Annotated in this window: 33 protein-coding genes; 21 read left to right on the top strand and 12 right to left on the bottom strand. The window is 60.6% G+C overall.

From position 1 onward, the window contains the following. Window positions 1-9: 9 nt before the first annotated feature. From rpmA to EQG66_RS07935, 3 genes are all read right to left on the bottom strand, one after another. On the bottom strand, window positions 10-279 hold the full coding sequence (rpmA, locus tag EQG66_RS07945) for a 50S ribosomal protein L27 (protein WP_129404065.1): 270 nt from the start codon (window positions 277-279) through the stop codon (window positions 10-12). 31 nt (window positions 280-310) lie between these two features. Beyond that, window positions 311-676 carry a 50S ribosomal protein L21 gene (gene rplU, locus EQG66_RS07940; protein WP_129404064.1) on the bottom strand — a complete coding sequence of 122 codons (366 nt, stop codon included), beginning with the start codon at window positions 674-676 and terminating at the stop codon, window positions 311-313. A gap of 122 nt (window positions 677-798) precedes the next feature. After that, entirely contained in the window at window positions 799-1,749 is a 951-nt protein-coding gene (locus EQG66_RS07935) for an AEC family transporter (protein ID WP_164975631.1), read from the bottom strand. 76 nt (window positions 1,750-1,825) lie between these two features. Between EQG66_RS07935 and EQG66_RS07930 the strand changes: the two genes are divergently transcribed. Continuing rightward, on the top strand, window positions 1,826-2,368 hold the full coding sequence (locus EQG66_RS07930) for a hypothetical protein (protein WP_129404062.1): 543 nt from the start codon (window positions 1,826-1,828) through the stop codon (window positions 2,366-2,368). Between the two features lie 3 nt (window positions 2,369-2,371). Here the strand turns inward: EQG66_RS07930 and hemB are convergent, their stop codons facing one another. After that, window positions 2,372-3,370, bottom strand: coding sequence for a porphobilinogen synthase (gene hemB / locus EQG66_RS07925; RefSeq protein WP_129404061.1), 999 nt, complete (start codon window positions 3,368-3,370; stop codon window positions 2,372-2,374). 40 nt (window positions 3,371-3,410) lie between these two features. After that, complete coding sequence (locus EQG66_RS07920) at window positions 3,411-4,982, bottom strand: M23 family metallopeptidase (RefSeq protein ID WP_245987942.1); 1,572 nt, start codon at window positions 4,980-4,982, stop codon at window positions 3,411-3,413. A gap of 542 nt (window positions 4,983-5,524) precedes the next feature. Here EQG66_RS07920 and EQG66_RS07915 point away from each other — a divergent pair. The 20 genes from EQG66_RS07915 (at window position 5,525) to EQG66_RS07820 (ending at window position 13,689) form a co-directional block, all read left to right on the top strand. After that, window positions 5,525-6,097, top strand: coding sequence for a DUF1643 domain-containing protein (locus tag EQG66_RS07915; protein ID WP_129404060.1), 573 nt, complete (start codon window positions 5,525-5,527; stop codon window positions 6,095-6,097). 466 nt (window positions 6,098-6,563) lie between these two features. Continuing rightward, window positions 6,564-6,749, top strand: a complete 186-nt coding sequence (locus EQG66_RS07910; RefSeq protein WP_129404059.1) for a hypothetical protein — start codon at window positions 6,564-6,566, stop codon at window positions 6,747-6,749. Beyond that, window positions 6,736-7,167 carry a hypothetical protein gene (locus EQG66_RS07905; RefSeq protein ID WP_129404058.1) on the top strand — a complete coding sequence of 144 codons (432 nt, stop codon included), beginning with the start codon at window positions 6,736-6,738 and terminating at the stop codon, window positions 7,165-7,167. The genes EQG66_RS07910 and EQG66_RS07905 overlap by 14 nt, the downstream gene beginning before the upstream one ends. Next, the gene (locus tag EQG66_RS07900) at window positions 7,167-7,592 is read left to right on the top strand and encodes a hypothetical protein (RefSeq protein WP_129404057.1); all 426 of its coding nucleotides are present in this window, start codon (window positions 7,167-7,169) and stop codon (window positions 7,590-7,592) included. The genes EQG66_RS07905 and EQG66_RS07900 overlap by 1 nt, the downstream gene beginning before the upstream one ends. Continuing rightward, window positions 7,589-7,828: a hypothetical protein gene (locus EQG66_RS07895; RefSeq protein ID WP_129404056.1), complete on the top strand. Its 240-nt coding sequence runs from the start codon at window positions 7,589-7,591 to the stop codon at window positions 7,826-7,828. Before EQG66_RS07900 ends, EQG66_RS07895 begins: the two co-directional genes overlap by 4 nt. Before the next feature lie 67 nt (window positions 7,829-7,895). Next, entirely contained in the window at window positions 7,896-8,288 is a 393-nt protein-coding gene (locus EQG66_RS07890) for a hypothetical protein (RefSeq protein WP_129404055.1), read from the top strand. Between the two features lie 31 nt (window positions 8,289-8,319). Then, window positions 8,320-8,577 carry a hypothetical protein gene (locus tag EQG66_RS07885; RefSeq protein WP_129404054.1) on the top strand — a complete coding sequence of 86 codons (258 nt, stop codon included), beginning with the start codon at window positions 8,320-8,322 and terminating at the stop codon, window positions 8,575-8,577. Between the two features lie 410 nt (window positions 8,578-8,987). Beyond that, window positions 8,988-9,230 (top strand): hypothetical protein, encoded by a 243-nt coding sequence (locus EQG66_RS07880; RefSeq protein ID WP_129404053.1) that lies wholly within the window; start codon window positions 8,988-8,990, stop codon window positions 9,228-9,230. Next, the gene (locus tag EQG66_RS07875) at window positions 9,227-9,460 is read left to right on the top strand and encodes a hypothetical protein (protein WP_129404052.1); all 234 of its coding nucleotides are present in this window, start codon (window positions 9,227-9,229) and stop codon (window positions 9,458-9,460) included. The genes EQG66_RS07880 and EQG66_RS07875 overlap by 4 nt, the downstream gene beginning before the upstream one ends. 91 nt (window positions 9,461-9,551) lie before the next feature. Beyond that, on the top strand, window positions 9,552-9,800 hold the full coding sequence (locus EQG66_RS07870; RefSeq protein WP_129404051.1) for a hypothetical protein: 249 nt from the start codon (window positions 9,552-9,554) through the stop codon (window positions 9,798-9,800). 83 nt (window positions 9,801-9,883) lie between these two features. After that, complete coding sequence (locus EQG66_RS07865; protein ID WP_129404050.1) at window positions 9,884-10,177, top strand: hypothetical protein; 294 nt, start codon at window positions 9,884-9,886, stop codon at window positions 10,175-10,177. A 3-nt stretch (window positions 10,178-10,180) separates the two neighbouring features. Beyond that, window positions 10,181-10,432: a hypothetical protein gene (locus EQG66_RS07860; protein ID WP_129404049.1), complete on the top strand. Its 252-nt coding sequence runs from the start codon at window positions 10,181-10,183 to the stop codon at window positions 10,430-10,432. Between the two features lie 113 nt (window positions 10,433-10,545). Continuing rightward, a complete protein-coding gene (locus EQG66_RS07855; RefSeq protein ID WP_129404048.1) occupies window positions 10,546-10,734 on the top strand; it encodes a hypothetical protein in 189 nt (62 codons plus the stop codon). A 3-nt stretch (window positions 10,735-10,737) separates the two neighbouring features. Then, window positions 10,738-11,070 carry a hypothetical protein gene (locus tag EQG66_RS07850; protein ID WP_129404047.1) on the top strand — a complete coding sequence of 111 codons (333 nt, stop codon included), beginning with the start codon at window positions 10,738-10,740 and terminating at the stop codon, window positions 11,068-11,070. Between the two features lie 154 nt (window positions 11,071-11,224). After that, the gene (locus tag EQG66_RS07845) at window positions 11,225-11,788 is read left to right on the top strand and encodes an HNH endonuclease signature motif containing protein (RefSeq protein ID WP_164975630.1); all 564 of its coding nucleotides are present in this window, start codon (window positions 11,225-11,227) and stop codon (window positions 11,786-11,788) included. Next, window positions 11,785-12,462 (top strand): ATP-dependent DNA ligase, encoded by a 678-nt coding sequence (locus tag EQG66_RS07840; protein WP_129404045.1) that lies wholly within the window; start codon window positions 11,785-11,787, stop codon window positions 12,460-12,462. Before EQG66_RS07845 ends, EQG66_RS07840 begins: the two co-directional genes overlap by 4 nt. Window positions 12,463-12,472: 10 nt before the next feature. Then, on the top strand, window positions 12,473-12,775 hold the full coding sequence (locus EQG66_RS07835) for an addiction module antidote protein (RefSeq protein ID WP_129404044.1): 303 nt from the start codon (window positions 12,473-12,475) through the stop codon (window positions 12,773-12,775). Window positions 12,776-12,777: 2 nt separating this feature from the next. Then, the gene (locus tag EQG66_RS07830; protein ID WP_129404043.1) at window positions 12,778-13,107 is read left to right on the top strand and encodes a hypothetical protein; all 330 of its coding nucleotides are present in this window, start codon (window positions 12,778-12,780) and stop codon (window positions 13,105-13,107) included. Then, window positions 13,107-13,379: a hypothetical protein gene (locus EQG66_RS07825; RefSeq protein ID WP_129404042.1), complete on the top strand. Its 273-nt coding sequence runs from the start codon at window positions 13,107-13,109 to the stop codon at window positions 13,377-13,379. The genes EQG66_RS07830 and EQG66_RS07825 overlap by 1 nt, the downstream gene beginning before the upstream one ends. A 10-nt stretch (window positions 13,380-13,389) precedes the next feature. Next, entirely contained in the window at window positions 13,390-13,689 is a 300-nt protein-coding gene (locus tag EQG66_RS07820; RefSeq protein WP_129404041.1) for a hypothetical protein, read from the top strand. A gap of 40 nt (window positions 13,690-13,729) precedes the next feature. On the opposite strand, the gene EQG66_RS07815 is transcribed toward EQG66_RS07820, so the two are convergent. From EQG66_RS07815 to EQG66_RS07785, 7 genes are all read right to left on the bottom strand, one after another. Beyond that, the gene (locus tag EQG66_RS07815; protein WP_129404040.1) at window positions 13,730-14,527 is read right to left on the bottom strand and encodes a hypothetical protein; all 798 of its coding nucleotides are present in this window, start codon (window positions 14,525-14,527) and stop codon (window positions 13,730-13,732) included. Between the two features lies 1 nt (window position 14,528). Continuing rightward, a complete protein-coding gene (locus EQG66_RS07810) occupies window positions 14,529-14,903 on the bottom strand; it encodes a hypothetical protein (RefSeq protein ID WP_129404039.1) in 375 nt (124 codons plus the stop codon). A gap of 105 nt (window positions 14,904-15,008) precedes the next feature. Then, window positions 15,009-15,470 carry a hypothetical protein gene (locus tag EQG66_RS07805; protein WP_129404038.1) on the bottom strand — a complete coding sequence of 154 codons (462 nt, stop codon included), beginning with the start codon at window positions 15,468-15,470 and terminating at the stop codon, window positions 15,009-15,011. Continuing rightward, on the bottom strand, window positions 15,470-15,694 hold the full coding sequence (locus EQG66_RS07800; RefSeq protein WP_129404037.1) for a hypothetical protein: 225 nt from the start codon (window positions 15,692-15,694) through the stop codon (window positions 15,470-15,472). Before EQG66_RS07800 ends, EQG66_RS07805 begins: the two co-directional genes overlap by 1 nt. A 24-nt stretch (window positions 15,695-15,718) precedes the next feature. Further along, window positions 15,719-15,913: a hypothetical protein gene (locus EQG66_RS07795; protein ID WP_129404036.1), complete on the bottom strand. Its 195-nt coding sequence runs from the start codon at window positions 15,911-15,913 to the stop codon at window positions 15,719-15,721. Then, window positions 15,913-16,197: a hypothetical protein gene (locus tag EQG66_RS07790; RefSeq protein ID WP_129404035.1), complete on the bottom strand. Its 285-nt coding sequence runs from the start codon at window positions 16,195-16,197 to the stop codon at window positions 15,913-15,915. The genes EQG66_RS07795 and EQG66_RS07790 overlap by 1 nt, the downstream gene beginning before the upstream one ends. Next, window positions 16,194-16,769 (bottom strand): lysozyme family protein, encoded by a 576-nt coding sequence (locus tag EQG66_RS07785; RefSeq protein ID WP_129404034.1) that lies wholly within the window; start codon window positions 16,767-16,769, stop codon window positions 16,194-16,196. The genes EQG66_RS07790 and EQG66_RS07785 overlap by 4 nt, the downstream gene beginning before the upstream one ends. Window positions 16,770-16,792: the final 23 nt, after the last annotated feature.

Below are 16,792 nucleotides of genomic sequence, written 5' to 3'. Positions count from 1 at the left end.
ATCGTCCTGTTATTCGGCGGCTTCCGCCATCGCGTCTACGGACACATATTTGCGGCCCAGCTTGCCATCGTGGAACACCACGCGGCCTTCGCCCAGCGCGAACAATGTATGGTCCTTGCCCATGCCGACATTGCGGCCGGGATAGACGCGGGTGCCGCGCTGGCGGATGATGATGTTGCCGCCGATCACGTGCTGACCGCCGAACTTCTTCACGCCAAGGCGTTTGGATTCTGAATCGCGGCCGTTGCGCGACGATCCGCCAGCTTTCTTATGTGCCATCTCTCAAGACTCCTTGAATATTCTTCTGCGCTCAGGCTTCGGCGGCCGGAGCGGCTTCAGCGGCCTCTGCCTTTTTGGTGGCGGCCTTTTTCGGCTTGTCTCCGCCGATCGCGACGATCCGCAGGATCGTGTGGTTCTGGCGGTGGCCGTTCTTGCGGCGATAATTGTGGCGGCGGCGCTTCTTGAAGACGATGACCTTGTCGGCCTTCGCCTGCGCGATGATCTCTGCGGAGACGGTCAGCCCCTTGGTGTCCTTGAGGTCCGCGCCTTCACCCGCGAGCAGGACATCGTCCAGCGTTACGGTGTCGCCGGCCGCTCCGGCCAGCTTCTCGACGACGATCTTGTCTCCGGCGGCTACGCGATATTGCTTGCCGCCCGTGCGCACTACAGCGAACATGGCTTTATCTCTTCATCCAAAAATGCTTGGCACAAGACCAAGGGTGCAGTGCCCCATGACCCTGCGCGGAATGTGGCCCGTTAGTGGATAGGGGCTGCACTGTCAACCGGATTCGGGGTGGTTTAACGCGGCAAAAACGCCAGCAGCGCCGAAAGCGTAAGCACCGAAAGCAGCGTGGTGACGAGGATCGCGCCTGATGTCACCTTGCCGTCCCGCGCGTAAAAGCCCGCTACCATGAAAGGCCCGGTGCCAATGGGCAGCGCCGCGATCGCCACTACGATGAAGGCGGGCAGGCCGCGCATGCCCAGCACGCCATAGGCGATCAGCACCGTGACCAGCGGGTGAGCCACCAGCTTTGCCGCCGCCAGCGCCAGCACAAAACGGTTGTTGATCGCTTCGGCCAGCGGGCGCTCGGCCAGAAACAGGCCGATGGCGACCAGCGCCGCCGGGCTGGCTGCTCCGCCCAGAAGATGGGTGAAGCGCTCGGCCACGCTGGGCAGCGTCCAGCCTGTTACCCACCAAGCCACACCCGCGAGCGAGACGGCGACGATTGGATTCTTGAGGACGCCAAGGCCCGCCTTGGCCAAGGCATGCCACAACCCCTGGGCACGATGATGACCCAGCTCGATTGTCGCTACGGCCAGCGCAAACAATGTCATCAGCGTCACAGTTGCGGCGATGATGACATAGGGCGCGCTGATGGGTCCGATGGCGAGCAGGAACAGTGGCAGACCCAGATAGGCGGTATTGGAATAGCTGGCATTGAGGCCATCGACCGCCATGTCCGACAAGGGAAGGCCGCGCAGCCGCCCGATCCCCATGCCCATGGCATACAGCGCCACGCTGCCCAGCAGAGAGGCCACCACGAAATCCGCATCCCACACAGAGCGCCAGTCGGTAGTGGCGGCGATATGGAACATCAGCACGGGAAGCGCGATCCAGGTTACGAAGCGGGTGAGCAGCGCCCCGGACCCTTCCGGCATGATGCCAAGCCTGCGCGCGCCATAACCTGTCGCGATCATCAGGAACACCGGAGCAATGGTGGCGAGCGTCGTCAGCATGAGGGTCCGCATAGGGGCTTTGCCGAGCACTGACAATGCAAAGCCGGAGTTGCACAGCCCGCCGCAGCGCCCTACATGGCAGGGGACCATGCACAGACGCCTACTTGCCATAGCTACTCTGCTCCTCTCCGCCTGCGCCAGCATGGGGCAGGACGGACGCAGTTATCCCTCGCTTGCCCGCCGCCCGGCAGAAACCGCGCGGGTAGGCGGTGAGGTGCCGCCCGATCCGGCCGCACAGCCAGAGCAGGGTGAGGCCCGCCCGGCTGATCCTGCGCTGGCGAGGGAGCTGGCTGTGCTGGCAGCACAGGCAGACAAGGGCAAGGGTGCGTTCGATGCGCTCTATGCGCAGGTGGGGCCGGGGATTCGCGGGGCTTCTGGCGCGGCAGTATCAAGCGAGGCCTGGGTATCAGCGCAGGTAGAGCTCGCCCGGCTCGAAGAGGCGCGCTATGACAGCGTGTTTGCGCTCGCCAGCCTTGATACGCTCTATGCCAACCGGATGAAGGCGATGGCTGATGGCACAGCGCAGGGCGGGCTTGCCGAAATACTGGCGGCGCGGACAAGCGCGCTCGCCGCGGTCGATGGGCAGAACGACCGGATCGACGATCTGAAAGCGGCGCTCAGGCAGCCTTGAGGCTTATCCCAGCAGCCGCGCCGCATGCAGCGCGTGATAGGTCAGCACGCCTGTGCAGCCCGCGCGTTTGAACGCCAGCAATGTCTCCAGCACCAGCGCATCGCGGTCGCCCGCGCCTGCCGCTGCGGCCGCCTCGATCATCGCATATTCGCCGCTCACCTGATAGGCGAACACCGGCACCGCGAACCGTTCTTTCACGGCGCGCACAATGTCGAGATAGGGGAGGCCCGGCTTCACCATCACGCTGTCCGCCCCCTCGGCAATATCGAGCGCCACCTCGCGTAGCGCCTCTTGCGAATTGGCGGGGTCCATCTGATAGGTCTTCTTGTCGCCCTTCAGCAACCCGCGAGAGCCGACAGCATCACGGAACGGGCCATAGAAAGCGGACGCATATTTGGCGGCATAGGCCATGATCTGTATGTCCTGATGGCCGTTTTCCTCCAGCGCCGCGCGGATGAGGCCGACGCGCCCGTCCATCATGTCAGACGGCGCGATAATGTCCGCCCCTGCCGCCGCCTGATTGAGCGACTGGCCGATCAGCACTTCGATCGTAGCATCATTCACAATGCGGCCCTGATCGTCTACCAGCCCGTCCTGCCCGTGCGCGGTATAGGGATCGAGCGCGACATCGGTGAGCACGCCGATCTCCGGCACAGAATCCTTGATCGCGCGGATGGCGCGGCACATCAGGTTATCCGGGTTAAGCGCTTCCTTGCCGTCGTCAGAGCGGCGCTCCGCCTGCGTGTTGGGAAAGAGGGCGATGCAGGGGATACCCGCCTGCGCTGCCTCTTTCGCCCGCGCCACAATCAGGTCCACCGACCAGCGCGACACGCCGGGTAGCGAGGAAATCGGTTCCTCCACGCCGCTACCCTCGGTCACGAACAGCGGCCAGATGAGGTCAGACGGGTGGAGGCGGTTCTCGGCGAACATCGCGCGGCTCCACGCATGGGCGCGGGTGCGGCGCAGGCGCAGTGCGGGGTAGGGGGCGGAAGGTAAAGTCATGCCCGGCTTTTAGGCTGCACGTCAACGCGCGGCAAGCGGCTTAGCGCGAAGCTACCTTGCGGTCTTCTGCGGCCTTCACGGTATCGGCGGGCACCACCGCCACGCCAGACCCGCGCGCCTGCGATTTGAGGGTGTCCAGCCGCGCGCGAAACGCCTTCAGCTCTCGCCCGGCGAGCAGCGACTGCTGCTGGAATTTCACCGACAGCGGGTTCACCGTCTGGCCGTTTTTATAGACTTCATAATGCAGATGCGGGCCGGTGGAGATGCCGGTGGAGCCGACGGTGCCGATCACCTGCCCGCGCCGCACCCGCTGCCCCGCATAGACGGCGATGCTGTGCATATGCGCATAGCCGGTGCCGATGCCGCCGCTGTGGGCAAGCTTCACGAAATTGCCGTGCCCGCCATGCCGCCCCGCATAGCTGACGACGCCATCCGTCACCGCATAAATGGGGGTGCCGGTCGGCGCCGCGAAATCGACGCCCTGATGCATGCGCGAATAGCCGAGGATCGGGTGAAAGCGCATGCCAAAACCGGACGAGATCCGCCGCGCTTCCACCGGCTTGGCCAGGCCATCGCGCTTTTTGCCGACGCCGGACGCCTCGAACCACTGCTCGCGGCCCTCATGCGTCCATTTCAGCATGTCGAGCTTTTTGCCGCTCGCGGTCGTCAGCCCGCCATAGAGCAGCGCGCCCGGCTCGGCCATGCCGTCTGCCGCGCGGCGATGCGCGATGATGATGTCGAAGCGGTCGCCCGCGCCGATCCGCTCCAGCGAAATCTGCTGTGCGATCACGCGCAGATAGGCCTGCGCCGTCGCCGGGGTGGCCCCCGCCGCGCGCGCCGCCTGATAGAGACTGTCTGACACTACGCCCCGGATGCGCAGCGGCGTGTCATCCACCGCAATCGGCGTGCGATGCAAAGTGAGCGCGCCATTCTCGCGCTTCAGGTCCACCGCGAGGTCCAGCCGCGCCCGGAACGACAGCGCATCGAGCGGGCGCGCGGCCTTGGGGTGGGGGCGGCGGCCCAAGGTAATGTCCAGCCGCGTGCCGGGGTCGATGCTGCCGGGGCTGATCTCCCCGCCCAGCGTGCGCATCACCTCGCGGCCATCCGCGCTGGAAACGCCTGCACGCGCAAGCGCGCGGGACAGGCCGCCGCTCTCCCCCACGGAGGAGAAGAGCTGGATCATCGGGCGTTCAGGTGTGCTGGCGAGCGGCGAAACAAGCTCGGTCGGCCCCATGTGCCGTCCGCTGTTGCTGCCATAGGCCAGCGGGGTAATCATCTGAGAGCGGATTTCGTCATAGCGCGCGGCGGTCATCGGCGCTTCGGCAAGGCCGGGCAGCGGCGCGAGATCGGGCGCGAGCTTGATGGTGACAAAACACAGCGCCGCGCAGGTGGCAAGGCCGCGCCACCAGGTCAGGCTGCCGACATCGCGCCCCAGATCGGGGACGAGATCGACCTCCTCGGCCCAGTATTTCAGGCTTTCGCGCCAGTGTTGCGGGCGGGCAGGGGCTGGGACTGCGCGGCCAAAGCTGCGTATCGCGCCAGTCGCGGGCAAGGTCAGCGCCGCTGCCGCCACGCCACCTTGCGCACCACTCAGATCGTCGTTTGCAAACAAGACGGACCCATCCCCAAAAACGCTCCGCACAGCCCGCTTCCGCGCAGATATGCGGCACTTTTGTGGAGGCTGAGGGTTAATGTCAAATTAATTCGAAGGCACGTTTTTCTGCAAAAAAACGTCCTGTCGTGTGGAAAACTCGCCCTGTCGAAAGCTGCGAGTCGCGTGTCAACTGGAAAACCCTCTCCCCCACCCCCGGAGCATCCCGCCCCGATACGCAGGAGGTGGGGTGATATGGGCACCTGTGAAACATGTCGTTGGCGCTCAGAGCAGCCTTACCTCAATCCAGACCGGGGGACAGCGGAGTTCAGCGACATTATGTTCGCGTGCAAACTGCGTGCGCCAGTCGTTACGGGCGGGCTGCACTGCCCGACGATGACGGTATGGCCGGTTATTAAGAAAACCGATTTTTGCGGCGAGCACTCTAGCAAGCCGCAGCCTTGTCCGCATGGTTTCGCTGAGATTGACTGCGAAATATGCAGGCCGTTCTAACCCACCCCCAGAAAGGCACTAACATGACAGCAAGGAAAGCCCCTTTAGGAATGACCGACGAGGTGAATCTGTTCGGGGAAGCTGTTCTGCAAAGGTCAGCATATTTCCCTGAGCCAGGCATCCGCCGCCGCCTTACCCGTAATTGGGGGCCGGGTCCACATGCGCTTGTGATAGGCTGCAACCCATCCAACGCGGGACATGAACGGGACGACCCAACGTCGCTCTGGTGGAATGCGTGGTTCCGCCTGTTCGGCTTCGGTGGTTACGACGCGATGAACCTTTGGTCCAAAGTGTCATCCGACCCATCGGAATGTCGCCGCTGGGCTGACTGGCAAAACAATGGACCAGATTGGGCGGCGCGCGATGAGATCGTCTACGCTAACCTGTCCGAATTGGTTGCCGCTGCCAAGCGCGCAGATCAGGTATTTGTCTGCTGGGGCAACATCGCTTGGGATCAAGACTGGATCGAGCATGTCGTTGAGGAAATTCAGAGCGGCGAGGCGCCTTACCCCGATCTCTGGTGCTGGGGAACCACAAAAAGCGGTGCGCCTACCCACCCTATGGCTCGCGGCAAGCATCGCATCCCAAAAGACCAGAAACCCATTTTATGGAGAGCCGCATGACCGCCCCCACAGCAACCTTGAGCGACAGGCTGGAGGAGTTGGCGCGGCGCGTTGAGGCGCTATCGGGGCCGTGCCGGGAGACAGATGCGGAGATTGCTATAGCCGTTGGCGTTGTGCCGGAGGGGGCATTCCGGCCATGCGCTGCAATCGATGCGGGCACGTTCGCGATCGGTCCGCATAGCTTCTGGAGCTGTGAGCCTTATACGAAATCTATAGACGCTGCCCTGACGCTTGTGCCGGAAGGGTGGTGGCTGGCTGGCCTAAACTATTGCCCGAGCGACTTCAGATCCGCACAGGATCGGGAATGGCATGCTGAGATCGCTGGCCCTGTTACGTGGGCTGTCATCGACCGTGAAGTTGGCGAAGAACCACAGTTTGATTGCGAAGGAGGTAATGCAGCTGCCCCCGCTCTAGCCCTTACCGCAGCGAGCTTACGCGCTCTCGCAACACTCCAAGGAGGCGAGGGGTGAGCGGGAAGCGTCTCAGCAGGCGCAAGCTCATCGCGATCATTGATTGCCTGACATTCGTCCTAGCGTCTGAATGGGACGACGATAGCCATGACATCGACGGCGATTATGAGGGCGCTCTTGAATGGGCACAACAGCAGGAGGCCCGCCGCCTCACAGAAAGGAACGATCATGGAAGTAAGTGATGCCGCAGCGACGGCTTTACCGGAAGACGTCTACAATTTTATCTCGCATGTGTGCCTATTGGCGAGCAATCATGGGGGGTGGTTCGACAAAGAGGGTTTTGCTGTAATGTCTCCCATCTGCGACGAGGCTAATAGAATATTGCAGATGCATGCGTCAGCCACCCAATCCGCCGAGCTTGATGCGCTGCGGGAGGAGGTGGAGCTTGGCCAGATGCACTACAGGCGTTGCAATAATGCGCTCAATAAGGAGCGGGCACGAGCGCAATCCGCCGAAGCCACCATAGCCCAACTACGCGACCGCGTGGCTGGGTTGGAGGAGTTACTGCGCGATGCAGGAACAACAAGCGTTCGCTTAGAATACTCCGCTGGATGGCACGCCCGCCGCCGCGCACTCCTTACACAAAATGAGGTGGGGTGATGGCGTGGTTTGAGAAGCAGCGGCAGGATTTCATTCGTGCGCAATTACAGGCTTTTGGCCAGATCAGGCGCGCTATTTTTGATCCTTCTGTGCTGTGCGGCAGACGGCGGGAGCGATGGAGACGATATATGCCCATGACCGACCCAGCCACTATAGCGAGCCTTGCCGACAGGATCGATATCAGAATGGTCATTGATGGCCACGACTGGCGTTATGTTGGCGGTGGTTGGGAGTGGCGGATACCTGATGATGGCTCGCCTGTAAGATGGTCAGATATGGCCCGTAAGCCGTATACTCATAAAGAGTGCATGATTTGCGGCACCATCGCTGAGCCTAATGAAGCAGTGAGAGAGTGTCACGAAATATGGAGCGAGAAAACAGGATATACTGCCGTGCGCGCAATATTGCAGGAGGAGCAGAAATGACAGATGGGGCGGAATTGAAAGTCCTGCTTGGGGATTGGCGCGCAGCAAAGTCTCGCGGGCGCTATCTCGCCACACTGGCTCTTCGCAACCTTTGTAGCGCCGTATCTTGCACGGTCGGCCTGCTCATGCTTTGGATTGCGCTTCACGGTGCAGGATGGCTTAATGCGCCGGTCGGACTACTCCTGATCCTGACGGCGTGCTTTGCCGAGCGTGTGATCGGAATGGAGCAGAAATGAGTACGGTCATCACCCTAGCAGCCTGTATCGCTGCCCTGTGCTGGCTTGAACAGAAAGGTTATGGTGCGTGATGAAGGTGTCTCAGGAAGCGCTGATCGAACTAATATCCCGCGCGATCCAAGGCGAAATCCGCAGCCAGGGATATCTCTACGAGTTTGAGAAAGGCGAAGAAGATCTGACCCGCCTCATGATGACAACAGGGGGTTCTGTCGATTTACCCCTGGTATCCAAGGCGGTGCTTGACGCGATCGGGCAATCCATTCGGGATAAGGAGAAGGAGGAATTGGTGAATTGGCTACGATCGAAAGAGATCCGCTTACTTGCGACAGCGGCAGAGTCGCGGAAAGAAGGCAAATTAGCGGAATGGGCAGGTGCTACCAGTAGCGCAGTTACATGTCGGTTGAACGCCAACGACATCGAGTCCGGTGAATATAGGCGCCTAGCCCAGATAGGGGAGTGAGGATAAGCTTGGCTGATGATAACCTCTCCCCATGATCGACGATTCTGCCCTCCGCAACCTTGCCCGCGCTCACGGCTTCACCGGCACATACAAGACGTGGCAGGTGGGCGAGCGCTCCTTCGCTACAGTGAAGGCGCACAAGGACGGCAAGTTGCTCGCGTGGCAGTCAGCGAACATATTAGCCGATCGCCAGACAGTGTTCGATCTGCTGGTAAGCCGACTGGCCGGGGATCTTGAGAGGCCACCAGCCAATGTGAACATCAATCTTGCACAGGGGACGGAGCGATAGGCCCCACCTATTGAGCAGAAACTTGGAAGCCGAATTACGCCGCCTCTGTGCGGCATTTTTTGTGCCTGAGGTCGAAGCCCAAACAATCGCGAAGTAATAAAACTACATCAGAGATGAAAAACGGGCTCCCTATGCGCTTACTACTTTAGAACCGCCGAAGTAGGACCCGCAATTATTTGCATATATCCTTGCATTATTTACTTGCATTTAACGATTGCGCTTATATTTATAGTGGCATGTCCGGTTCGAGGTTGTCGCCATAACAGGCCGGATGGAAAAGCAAGGCGCAGGGACTTGTGAAGGATTAGGCGGACAAACGGGATGGACGGCAAGCCCCTAGCCAGGTTGTGAAGCTGGCACATTAAACAGACTAACCGGCCAAGCGGTTATGGAATGGAAAGAGACGCAACATGCAATCAATCACAATCATGAAGGCCGGGCCATATGAGCTTATCAGCTCAGGTAATGGCCTGGCTTATGAGCTAATCAATCATGGCAATGAAGACGGCGCGCCGTGGTCTGTATTTGTGCAAGACGATGACGCCAGCCAATTCCGCCAAGAGCTTGACAATATGGAAGCCGCTCGCCCGTCTATGCCGTCCCGTGACGTGCTAGGCTATATGTGGGCGACATACTGGCAGGGGGAAGAATGATGCACGTCAACGTCAAAGCCCCAAAGGGCGCAATCTATGAGACGCCAGCGCAAGCTATCCAGCACATATGGCTTTATGGCCTATTCCCGCAACGCCATTGGCAAGACGTTAGTTTCGGGCGCGACATTGCTGCAATAAGGCGCGTGCATGAAGCGATGAAGGGCAAAGACTATAGTGCATTCATTGCTCATAAGCGGCGCGGCTTTTGGCGCGTGGAGCTGGCACAATGAGCCGCCCCCTATCCCTAGCCCTCCACTGCCTACGCCATGACACTGGCGCGGCGCTTGCCCTTGCGGCGATCATTATAGGAGCGTTTCTGATATGACCGCATACAACCCCATAGCAGCGATGAACCGGCTTAAGGCGGCGGGCTTGCCTGCCAAGCAAAGCGAGGCCTTGGCGCAAGAGCTGCAAGGCGCTATAGAAACGCATGTGACCAAAGAGGAGCTGAGCCAATCCCTTGCCGCTATGAAGGCGGACCTAACCGCTACCATATGGACAGCGGCGGCGGCTTTGGCAGGCATTGGCCTAGCCGCTCTTTCGGTCGCCGTTTCCCTTATCGCGCGTTGATCTAACGCCTTATAGCGCCGGGCGCGTTCGCCCGTCCGGCTCTATGGTGGCGCTAGTGCCGAATTGAATGGAAAGGGCAGGCTATGGCAACATATGAATGGACCGAGGAAAGCGCGGAGATAACGCGCCTTGCCTCACAAGTGGACGCGATAGAGATAGCCGGTTGCACGGATGACGGAGACGCAACCGAGTGGGTTAGCGATGGCGTGGGCGCGGACTTTTGGTCCGTCTATTTCCACTTTACGCCAGAATGGCCAGCCGATCCCAATGGGCTGGCGGGCGCAATGTGCATCGCTGACCGCGACACGCTGGAACAAGCGCGCGCCTATGCCGCCGAATTGAGCGCGGCGCATGGCCTAACTGTAACGGAGTATTGAGCCATGACGCGCATTGATCCCGCCACACTATCCCGCGCGGATGCAATCGCCTTTCGCGAATCGGAGCTGGCCAGACTGGAAAGCGCCCGCCTTGTTGCTGGCATTGCGTCCGGCCCTTTGAAGCGGCGCGCCAAGGCAGCAACCGCCGCCCATCATGCCAATATCATGGCCCTAACAAGCGCCATAGATGGCCCTATGCCCGATGACATAGCGGCGATGACCGATGACGAATTGCTGGCCGAATTGAGACAATAGCCGAAACGTGCCCCCCCCCCTTTTGGTGGAAATAAGGGGGCACGTCCGGGCGCACTCGCCGCGCGCTCGCTGATGATGGCAGGCGATTGAATGGAAGATTGGAGGACGGAACTATGGCCGACGAACCGAAATGCCCGAACTGCGGCACAACTAACGGCATCTATGCGAAGGCGGATTTGCGCTGGCAGGCCATGACGCAAAGCTGGGAAATCTCTGAGGTCGAGGACACGCTGGATTGCACGGAATGCGATCATAGCTGGAGCTTATCCGACAGCGATTTTCCACAGTATGAGGAGGCCTGAGCCATGGCTTTCATCAATACTGCCAACCTCGGCAAGGTGCAGGATGCACTCATGAGCCGCGACCCCGCCGCTTGTGCAGTGGCGATCGGCATAATCACAAATGCGCGCGATGGCTTAGCGGATCCCGGAATGCGTGATGCGGCTAACGATCGATACGGCACCGACGATATCGAAATTGATGACGAGCCAGCCACCAGCGCGGGCGAGGGCGGGACTTGGGTTGCCGCATGGGTATGGATAGAAGACCCGGACGAGGAAGAAGAGGAGGGCGAGAAATTTCCCTCGCTGTCACTCGACAACATGAGCCGCGAAACGCCGTGGCAGAACGAGGAATAAAGGCGAAACACCCCCTTTCCCGGTTTAGGGCCGGGCGGGGAGTGTCGCGCGGGGATGGATAATGACACATACCCTGTTTCGTAGTATGAGCGGACGAGCTGAGCGTTGGAGCGCTCGGCCCGTCCTAACCAACCGAACCTGTAAGGAGGATTCGATGGCTGCAAACCCTTTGCCTGATCAAGAGACATTGCTCAAGCTGCTCCGGTATGAGCCGGAAACTGGCAAGCTGTATTGGCTCGAACGTTCGATTGAAATGTTCAGTCATTGCAAACAAGGGGCAGTACGTCATTGCCGGGCTTGGAATACTAAGAATGCGGGTAACGAAGCGTTCACAGCAATTTCTGAATACGGGTATCTGCGCGGATGCATAAATCGCCAATTCGTCCATGCTCACAGGGTTGCGTGGAAAATGGCGTATGGTGAAGATCCAATCTGGATAGATCACATTGACCACAATCCACAAAACAACCGCTTGAGTAACCTGCGCAGCGTTACCCATAAAGAAAACATGCGAAATGGGAGGTTGAGAAGGACTAACAAAAGTGGGCAAACAGGAGTTTGCTTCAATGAACGTGACAACCGCTGGGTCGCTGGAATTGTCGTGGATGGACGGACTATAGGATTAGGCTACTACCGCAAAAAATCCGACGCTGTGTCCGCTAGATTGGAAGCCGAAGTCAGGTATGGCTTCCACCCAAATCATGGCAACCAGACGTGAAGAAGCACCCATCCCTTTTGGCCCGACCGAAGGAGCTAGTTCAACTCGCCGGAGATTGGCGCGGCGGCCTGCCCGATGGCGGGGCGATGTGTGAGCAAAAGATGGATGGCGTCCGTGCCTATTATTTAGGCTATACCCTGCGCACACGCGAGGGGATCGAGATCGGCGGGGTAGGGCATATTCTGCACCGCCTCGCCGGGATCGAGCGCGCCTATGGGCGGCCACTGTTCTTTGATGGTGAGTTCATCGCGCCGGGCGGCTATCTGGCCACGCTGCGGCACATAGGGCAGGGGCTGCGCGCGCCGGAGGGTGGCACCCTGCACCTGTTCGACACGTTGCACGCCGAGGAATGGCAGTCGAACGATTGCGACCGTCCCCTCTATGAGCGCAAGGCCATGCTGACCCGTCTCGTGAGAATGCAGAGCGATGACGATGACGGGTGGACCTGGAGGGCTGGGACGTATGGCAAAGAGCCTGACGGGCCTCCTGTGGCGATTATTCCCGATGTCTGGTGCGCCACCCAGGCCGACGTAGAGCAAATGGCCGCCGAGATATGGGCACGGGACGGGGAGGGCGTTGTCGTCAAGGATCCTATGGGACTATACCGGCGCGAGCGGTCGAACGCCTGGCGCAAGTACAAGCGCAACGGCTGGGCAACGCGCAAGGTGGCGTAAGGAGTGAATTATGGGCACTGTCAAAACATACCCCTTCGATGCAACGAAGTATATCAAGACCGACGAGGATCTTGTTGAACTGCTGCAAGACGCATTCGGCACGGGCGAACTGCCCTATATCCGGCTCGCCATCCTGCATTGCATCAAGATCAAGGACGCAACGAAAATCGCGCAGGCAACAGGCTTGAACAGGCAGGCGCTCTATCAGGCGTTCGGCAAGGATGGCAACCCGACGATTCACACGGTCGTCAGCGTCCTTGCTGCGCTCGATCTTGGCGTGCGGCTGGGGGTATCCCCCCTTTCGGGAGAATAACAGTGGAATACGAACTACAGGAGATAGAGGCGCACCAAGGCCCGGATCTGACTTTTGAGGGCCGATTGCTGGGGGATTATTCCGCCAAGAGCAAGAGCGCGCCCCGGTGGACCGATTACGAGGTGTGGGAGACGCGCGGCGGCGCCTGGATCGTGGTCGTCATCGGCCGCACGATCGAGGAGAGCGAGCAGGACTATTACAGCGTCAAGGTGCTGGCGCAGGGAGACGAGCAGGCCCGCGTCATCGAGGCGATGGACTTCATGCGCTGGGGCTATGGGCCGCGCGCGCTGGCGAAGCGGCTGGGGTGGAATTTGAAGGTGAGGGTGGAGTGATGGGCCTGAACATCATGCTGATGACGCCAGAAGGCTCATATCACCCCGATTGGGACGACGGGAAATTCGCTGGCGATCGCGAGGCTTGCGGCCTTATCTGCGGACTTCCGAATATCCAGGAATGGATCAATGAGATTGACGCCCGCTACCGGCCGTATGATTTCGCAGCTTGGCGCGCGGCACCATGGCCGGATGACAATCCCGACCGATGGTCGCATCTCATCGACTTGCTGGAGGCGGACGAGCGATATTGGATCAACTTCTCGTATTGAGGGTGGAGTGATGGCAGTTCCGTTCAAAGTCGGCGACATCGTGACGCGGGATGGAACCGACCTCCAGAAGATCATCGAGATCAACGACGTGGGCGATCTGATCCTTGTCGAGTGCGTAAAAGAACCCTTGGGCTATCTAAATGATGACGGGTCGCGCGGCACGCCGTGGTGCGCTATTGGCGAACAGGAATGGAATTTGTCCCGGCGTTATGAACATGCTGGGACGCTGGTAGATGGACTAGCCCACCCCCTATCGTGCGAAACTGGTCCACCCCCTTTCGCGGGAATGCGGGCGCTGGGCCAGCCGTAACCCCAGCCCAGCGCCCTACCGACTCCCCAAGGGCCGGATCTCAGATAAGCGACAGGATAGTGAACTCGCGGCTATAGGTGCCCGGCTTGAAGCGGCCTCCCACCGAAGCGATGTCATCCTTGATGGTGCCGAAATAGGTCTTGGCCTGCCTGTATGCCGTGGCCTCCGGGTCGAAACACCAAAGCGCGGGCTTGCGCTTGCCCAGCTTGCGCACCAGCGGCTCGAACATCGTCATTTCCTCGGCCTCGGTCAGCCAGCCCAGCTCGAAGCGCAGCGAGCGCATGATGAGGCCGTCTGTGCTCTCGGCAACCCCCCATCGTCCGAATAACAGGTCGCCCTGATCGAGTACCCCCCTCTCGAAACCCGCTGAGTAATAACGGCTCGGCGTCACCTTCTGGCCGAGGATCAAATTGGCCGCTTCGAAGTCTCCAGTGTGGGAACCTATGTCTATGCGCCACCACCGCTTCAAATGCACGAAAGGCAAAGACCAGTGGGAATGGTAAAGGCCATCGTCGCTGGTGATCGACGGGGAGATGAAGGGCTGCACACCGCTGTCATAGTCCGCTGTCCCGTCAACTGCGGCCTGCGTATCGGCAAAGCGGAATCGGATGGTGGTTCCCGCCTGCGCGTTGGCACCCAGCAGGGAAACGAAATCGACCTTCTTACCGCCCACTCCAAAATCCCCCCTAACCCAAAGGTTCGTGTTCCCGCTCGACTTCCACGTCATGCCGATATCGATGAACTCGTTGAGGTGCGAGGCGGGCTTCGTCGCCGTCTCGTTTCCGGTCGTGATGGTGCCGAGAGGCGTCGGGATTACGACAAAAGGTAGCTGCGGCATATCATCCCCATGTGGTCACGGTTGAAGTCTCGCTCTCGAAGTCGACGGCAATCTCGACAACGGCGGCGGGCAGGTTGGCGGATCTCTCTGTGTCGATCACGGTGACGGTGGGCGTCGTCTGCTGATAGGCCAGCCCAAGCGCGAAGCTCTCCCCGCTGATCTGCTGGGTAAAGCGGCGCCGGTCGGCCTTCAACAGCGTGTGACGCGCGGTACAAATAGCCTGCGCGTCGGCAATCGAGTCGAAGAAGGTGGGCAGCGGCTCGTCCGTGTTGCGCGCGAGATTGCCGTACTTCGTGTCGACGGTGGAGTCCGGCCCGGCGGTGACGGTGCGATACTCCTGCGTGATGAAGCCGATGCGGGATGCGGTTGCGGGCATCAGTCTTTCCCCTCATTCCAGCGGATTATTGCCTCGCGCGCGGCCTGATAGGCGTTCACCACGCCGGCATGGCGCTGGGCGCAGATCCAGTAGAGCGCGGCGAGGTCATTGTCCTTCGTCGCTATCTCCGCCCTCGATCGGTCCGCCAGCGGGGGCAGGCTGGCGCACGGTGCAGACAATGCCGCCTCCAGTTCGGCGGACACAGGAGCCGCCCGTTCGGGTCGCGTTGATGGCGTCGAACATGCGCTGAGAAATGCCAAGGTCAGGATCGGCAAGGCGCGGGTCATGAATGATCTCCCGTTGAATGATCGTGTTGCTGGAGGCGCGCAGGCGCTGGATCTGCTCGCCTTGCGTGGCGACATCGGCCGCGATGGCCGAGAGTTGTGCGAGAAGCCGCTGTTCAGATGCGCGGGCGTCGGCCTGCATGTCTGCGCGCAGCGTGGCGTTGCGCGCATTCGCCTCTGTCCGCTCGGCATCCCGCCCCGAATCGTAGATCCACCACACGCCAAACAGCACCGCGCACACGATGCCGATATGGGGCAGGAAGCGCAGGAGGATGGCGGGCATCAGTCGCCCCGCTTACGCTTGTGGCATCGCGTGCAGACAGCGCCATCCTCTTGGCCGGTGTCACGATTAAACTGGGGCTTCCAGTCGTGAGGCTCCAGCGGCTTGTGATCGGCGGAGCTGCCCGCGTAAGTGGTCTGGCACTCAGTGCATCCTTCGCAGGGGCGAACAGCCTCACCCGTGTCCCACCGCTCCGCCTTGCCGCATTTGCAGCGTTTATACTGCATCGTCGTTTCCTTTCAGTCGTTCGATCATGACAATTTGCACTCCATCTGAGCGGCCTCGACGACCTTCTGCAAAGGCGCAACGAACTCGGCCTTCACTTTGAGGATCAGGCTGTCAGCGGTAAGGCCCGGATGTTCGGTGTAAGAATATCCGGCAGCGTCGAGATGCCGCTTGAAGATTGCCAACTTCCACTTGTCGATTGCAATGCCTGCGGTTTTCATCACCCAGCACTCCTGTTGCGGCTGCCCACGCTGGAGCCGAGGAAAAAGCCAAACGCCATCATGCTGATCGCCTCGGCCTGTTTCTGGATGCTGGCGCGCTCGGCCTCGGTCGGCGTGTGGCTCAATATCCACCCGCACACCGCAATCCACGCGAATATGGCGAGCAGGGCCACGCTGAGCACCGCCCAGCTCGGAATGTGCGTCGGCGTGGCGCGCGGCGCGGTGGCGGGATCAGCGGCCTCCTGAGCGGCGGGCGCAGGCATGATGTCCAGCGGGTCGGTCATTTCGCCCAAGCCCCGGTCTTGCCATGCAGCCAGGTGAGAAACTGCCCCACCGTCTTGCCTTGAAGGATCGAGGGGTTGGCGCGCGTCGCCGCGTCACCCGCGATCAGGTCTGCCCGCGCGTTCACATCGGCACCGATCACTTGCGCCGCCATGCCGGCGCCAAAGAAGTGCGCGGCATACAGCGAGGCCTTGTTGATGGGGATGCCCTTGGCGCGCAGCACCGCGACGTTCTTGGCGGTGAACGTCTTGGCGCGGGCGATCTGCTCCTCGCGCGACGGCATCAGCCCGCCAAACGCCTTGGCCGGATCGTTACCCCATTTGCCGCCCTCGGCGATCCATGTCGTGCGGATGAACTGGAACAGGCCGGAGGCGGATGAACTGCCCGCCTTGATGTAGGGCCGATCGCCACTCTCTATCTTCGAGAGCATAGGCCAGTAATCGTCCGGTATTTCGGTTGAGGGCGCCGCTGCGTTCATGCCAAGCGCCTTCGCGATAGCCTCCAGCGTGACCGGGCCCGGCACGCCATCAGCTTGCACGCCAACGCGGCGCTGGATGTCTGTCCAGGTTGTCATATTACCTCCATTTTGGATATTTA

This window comes from Sphingobium fluviale (assembly GCF_004122115.1).
GTDB lineage: Bacteria > Pseudomonadota > Alphaproteobacteria > Sphingomonadales > Sphingomonadaceae > Sphingobium > Sphingobium fluviale.
The sequence above is the reverse complement of the archived record's forward strand: the minus strand, read 5'-3'. Positions and strand labels throughout refer to the sequence as shown.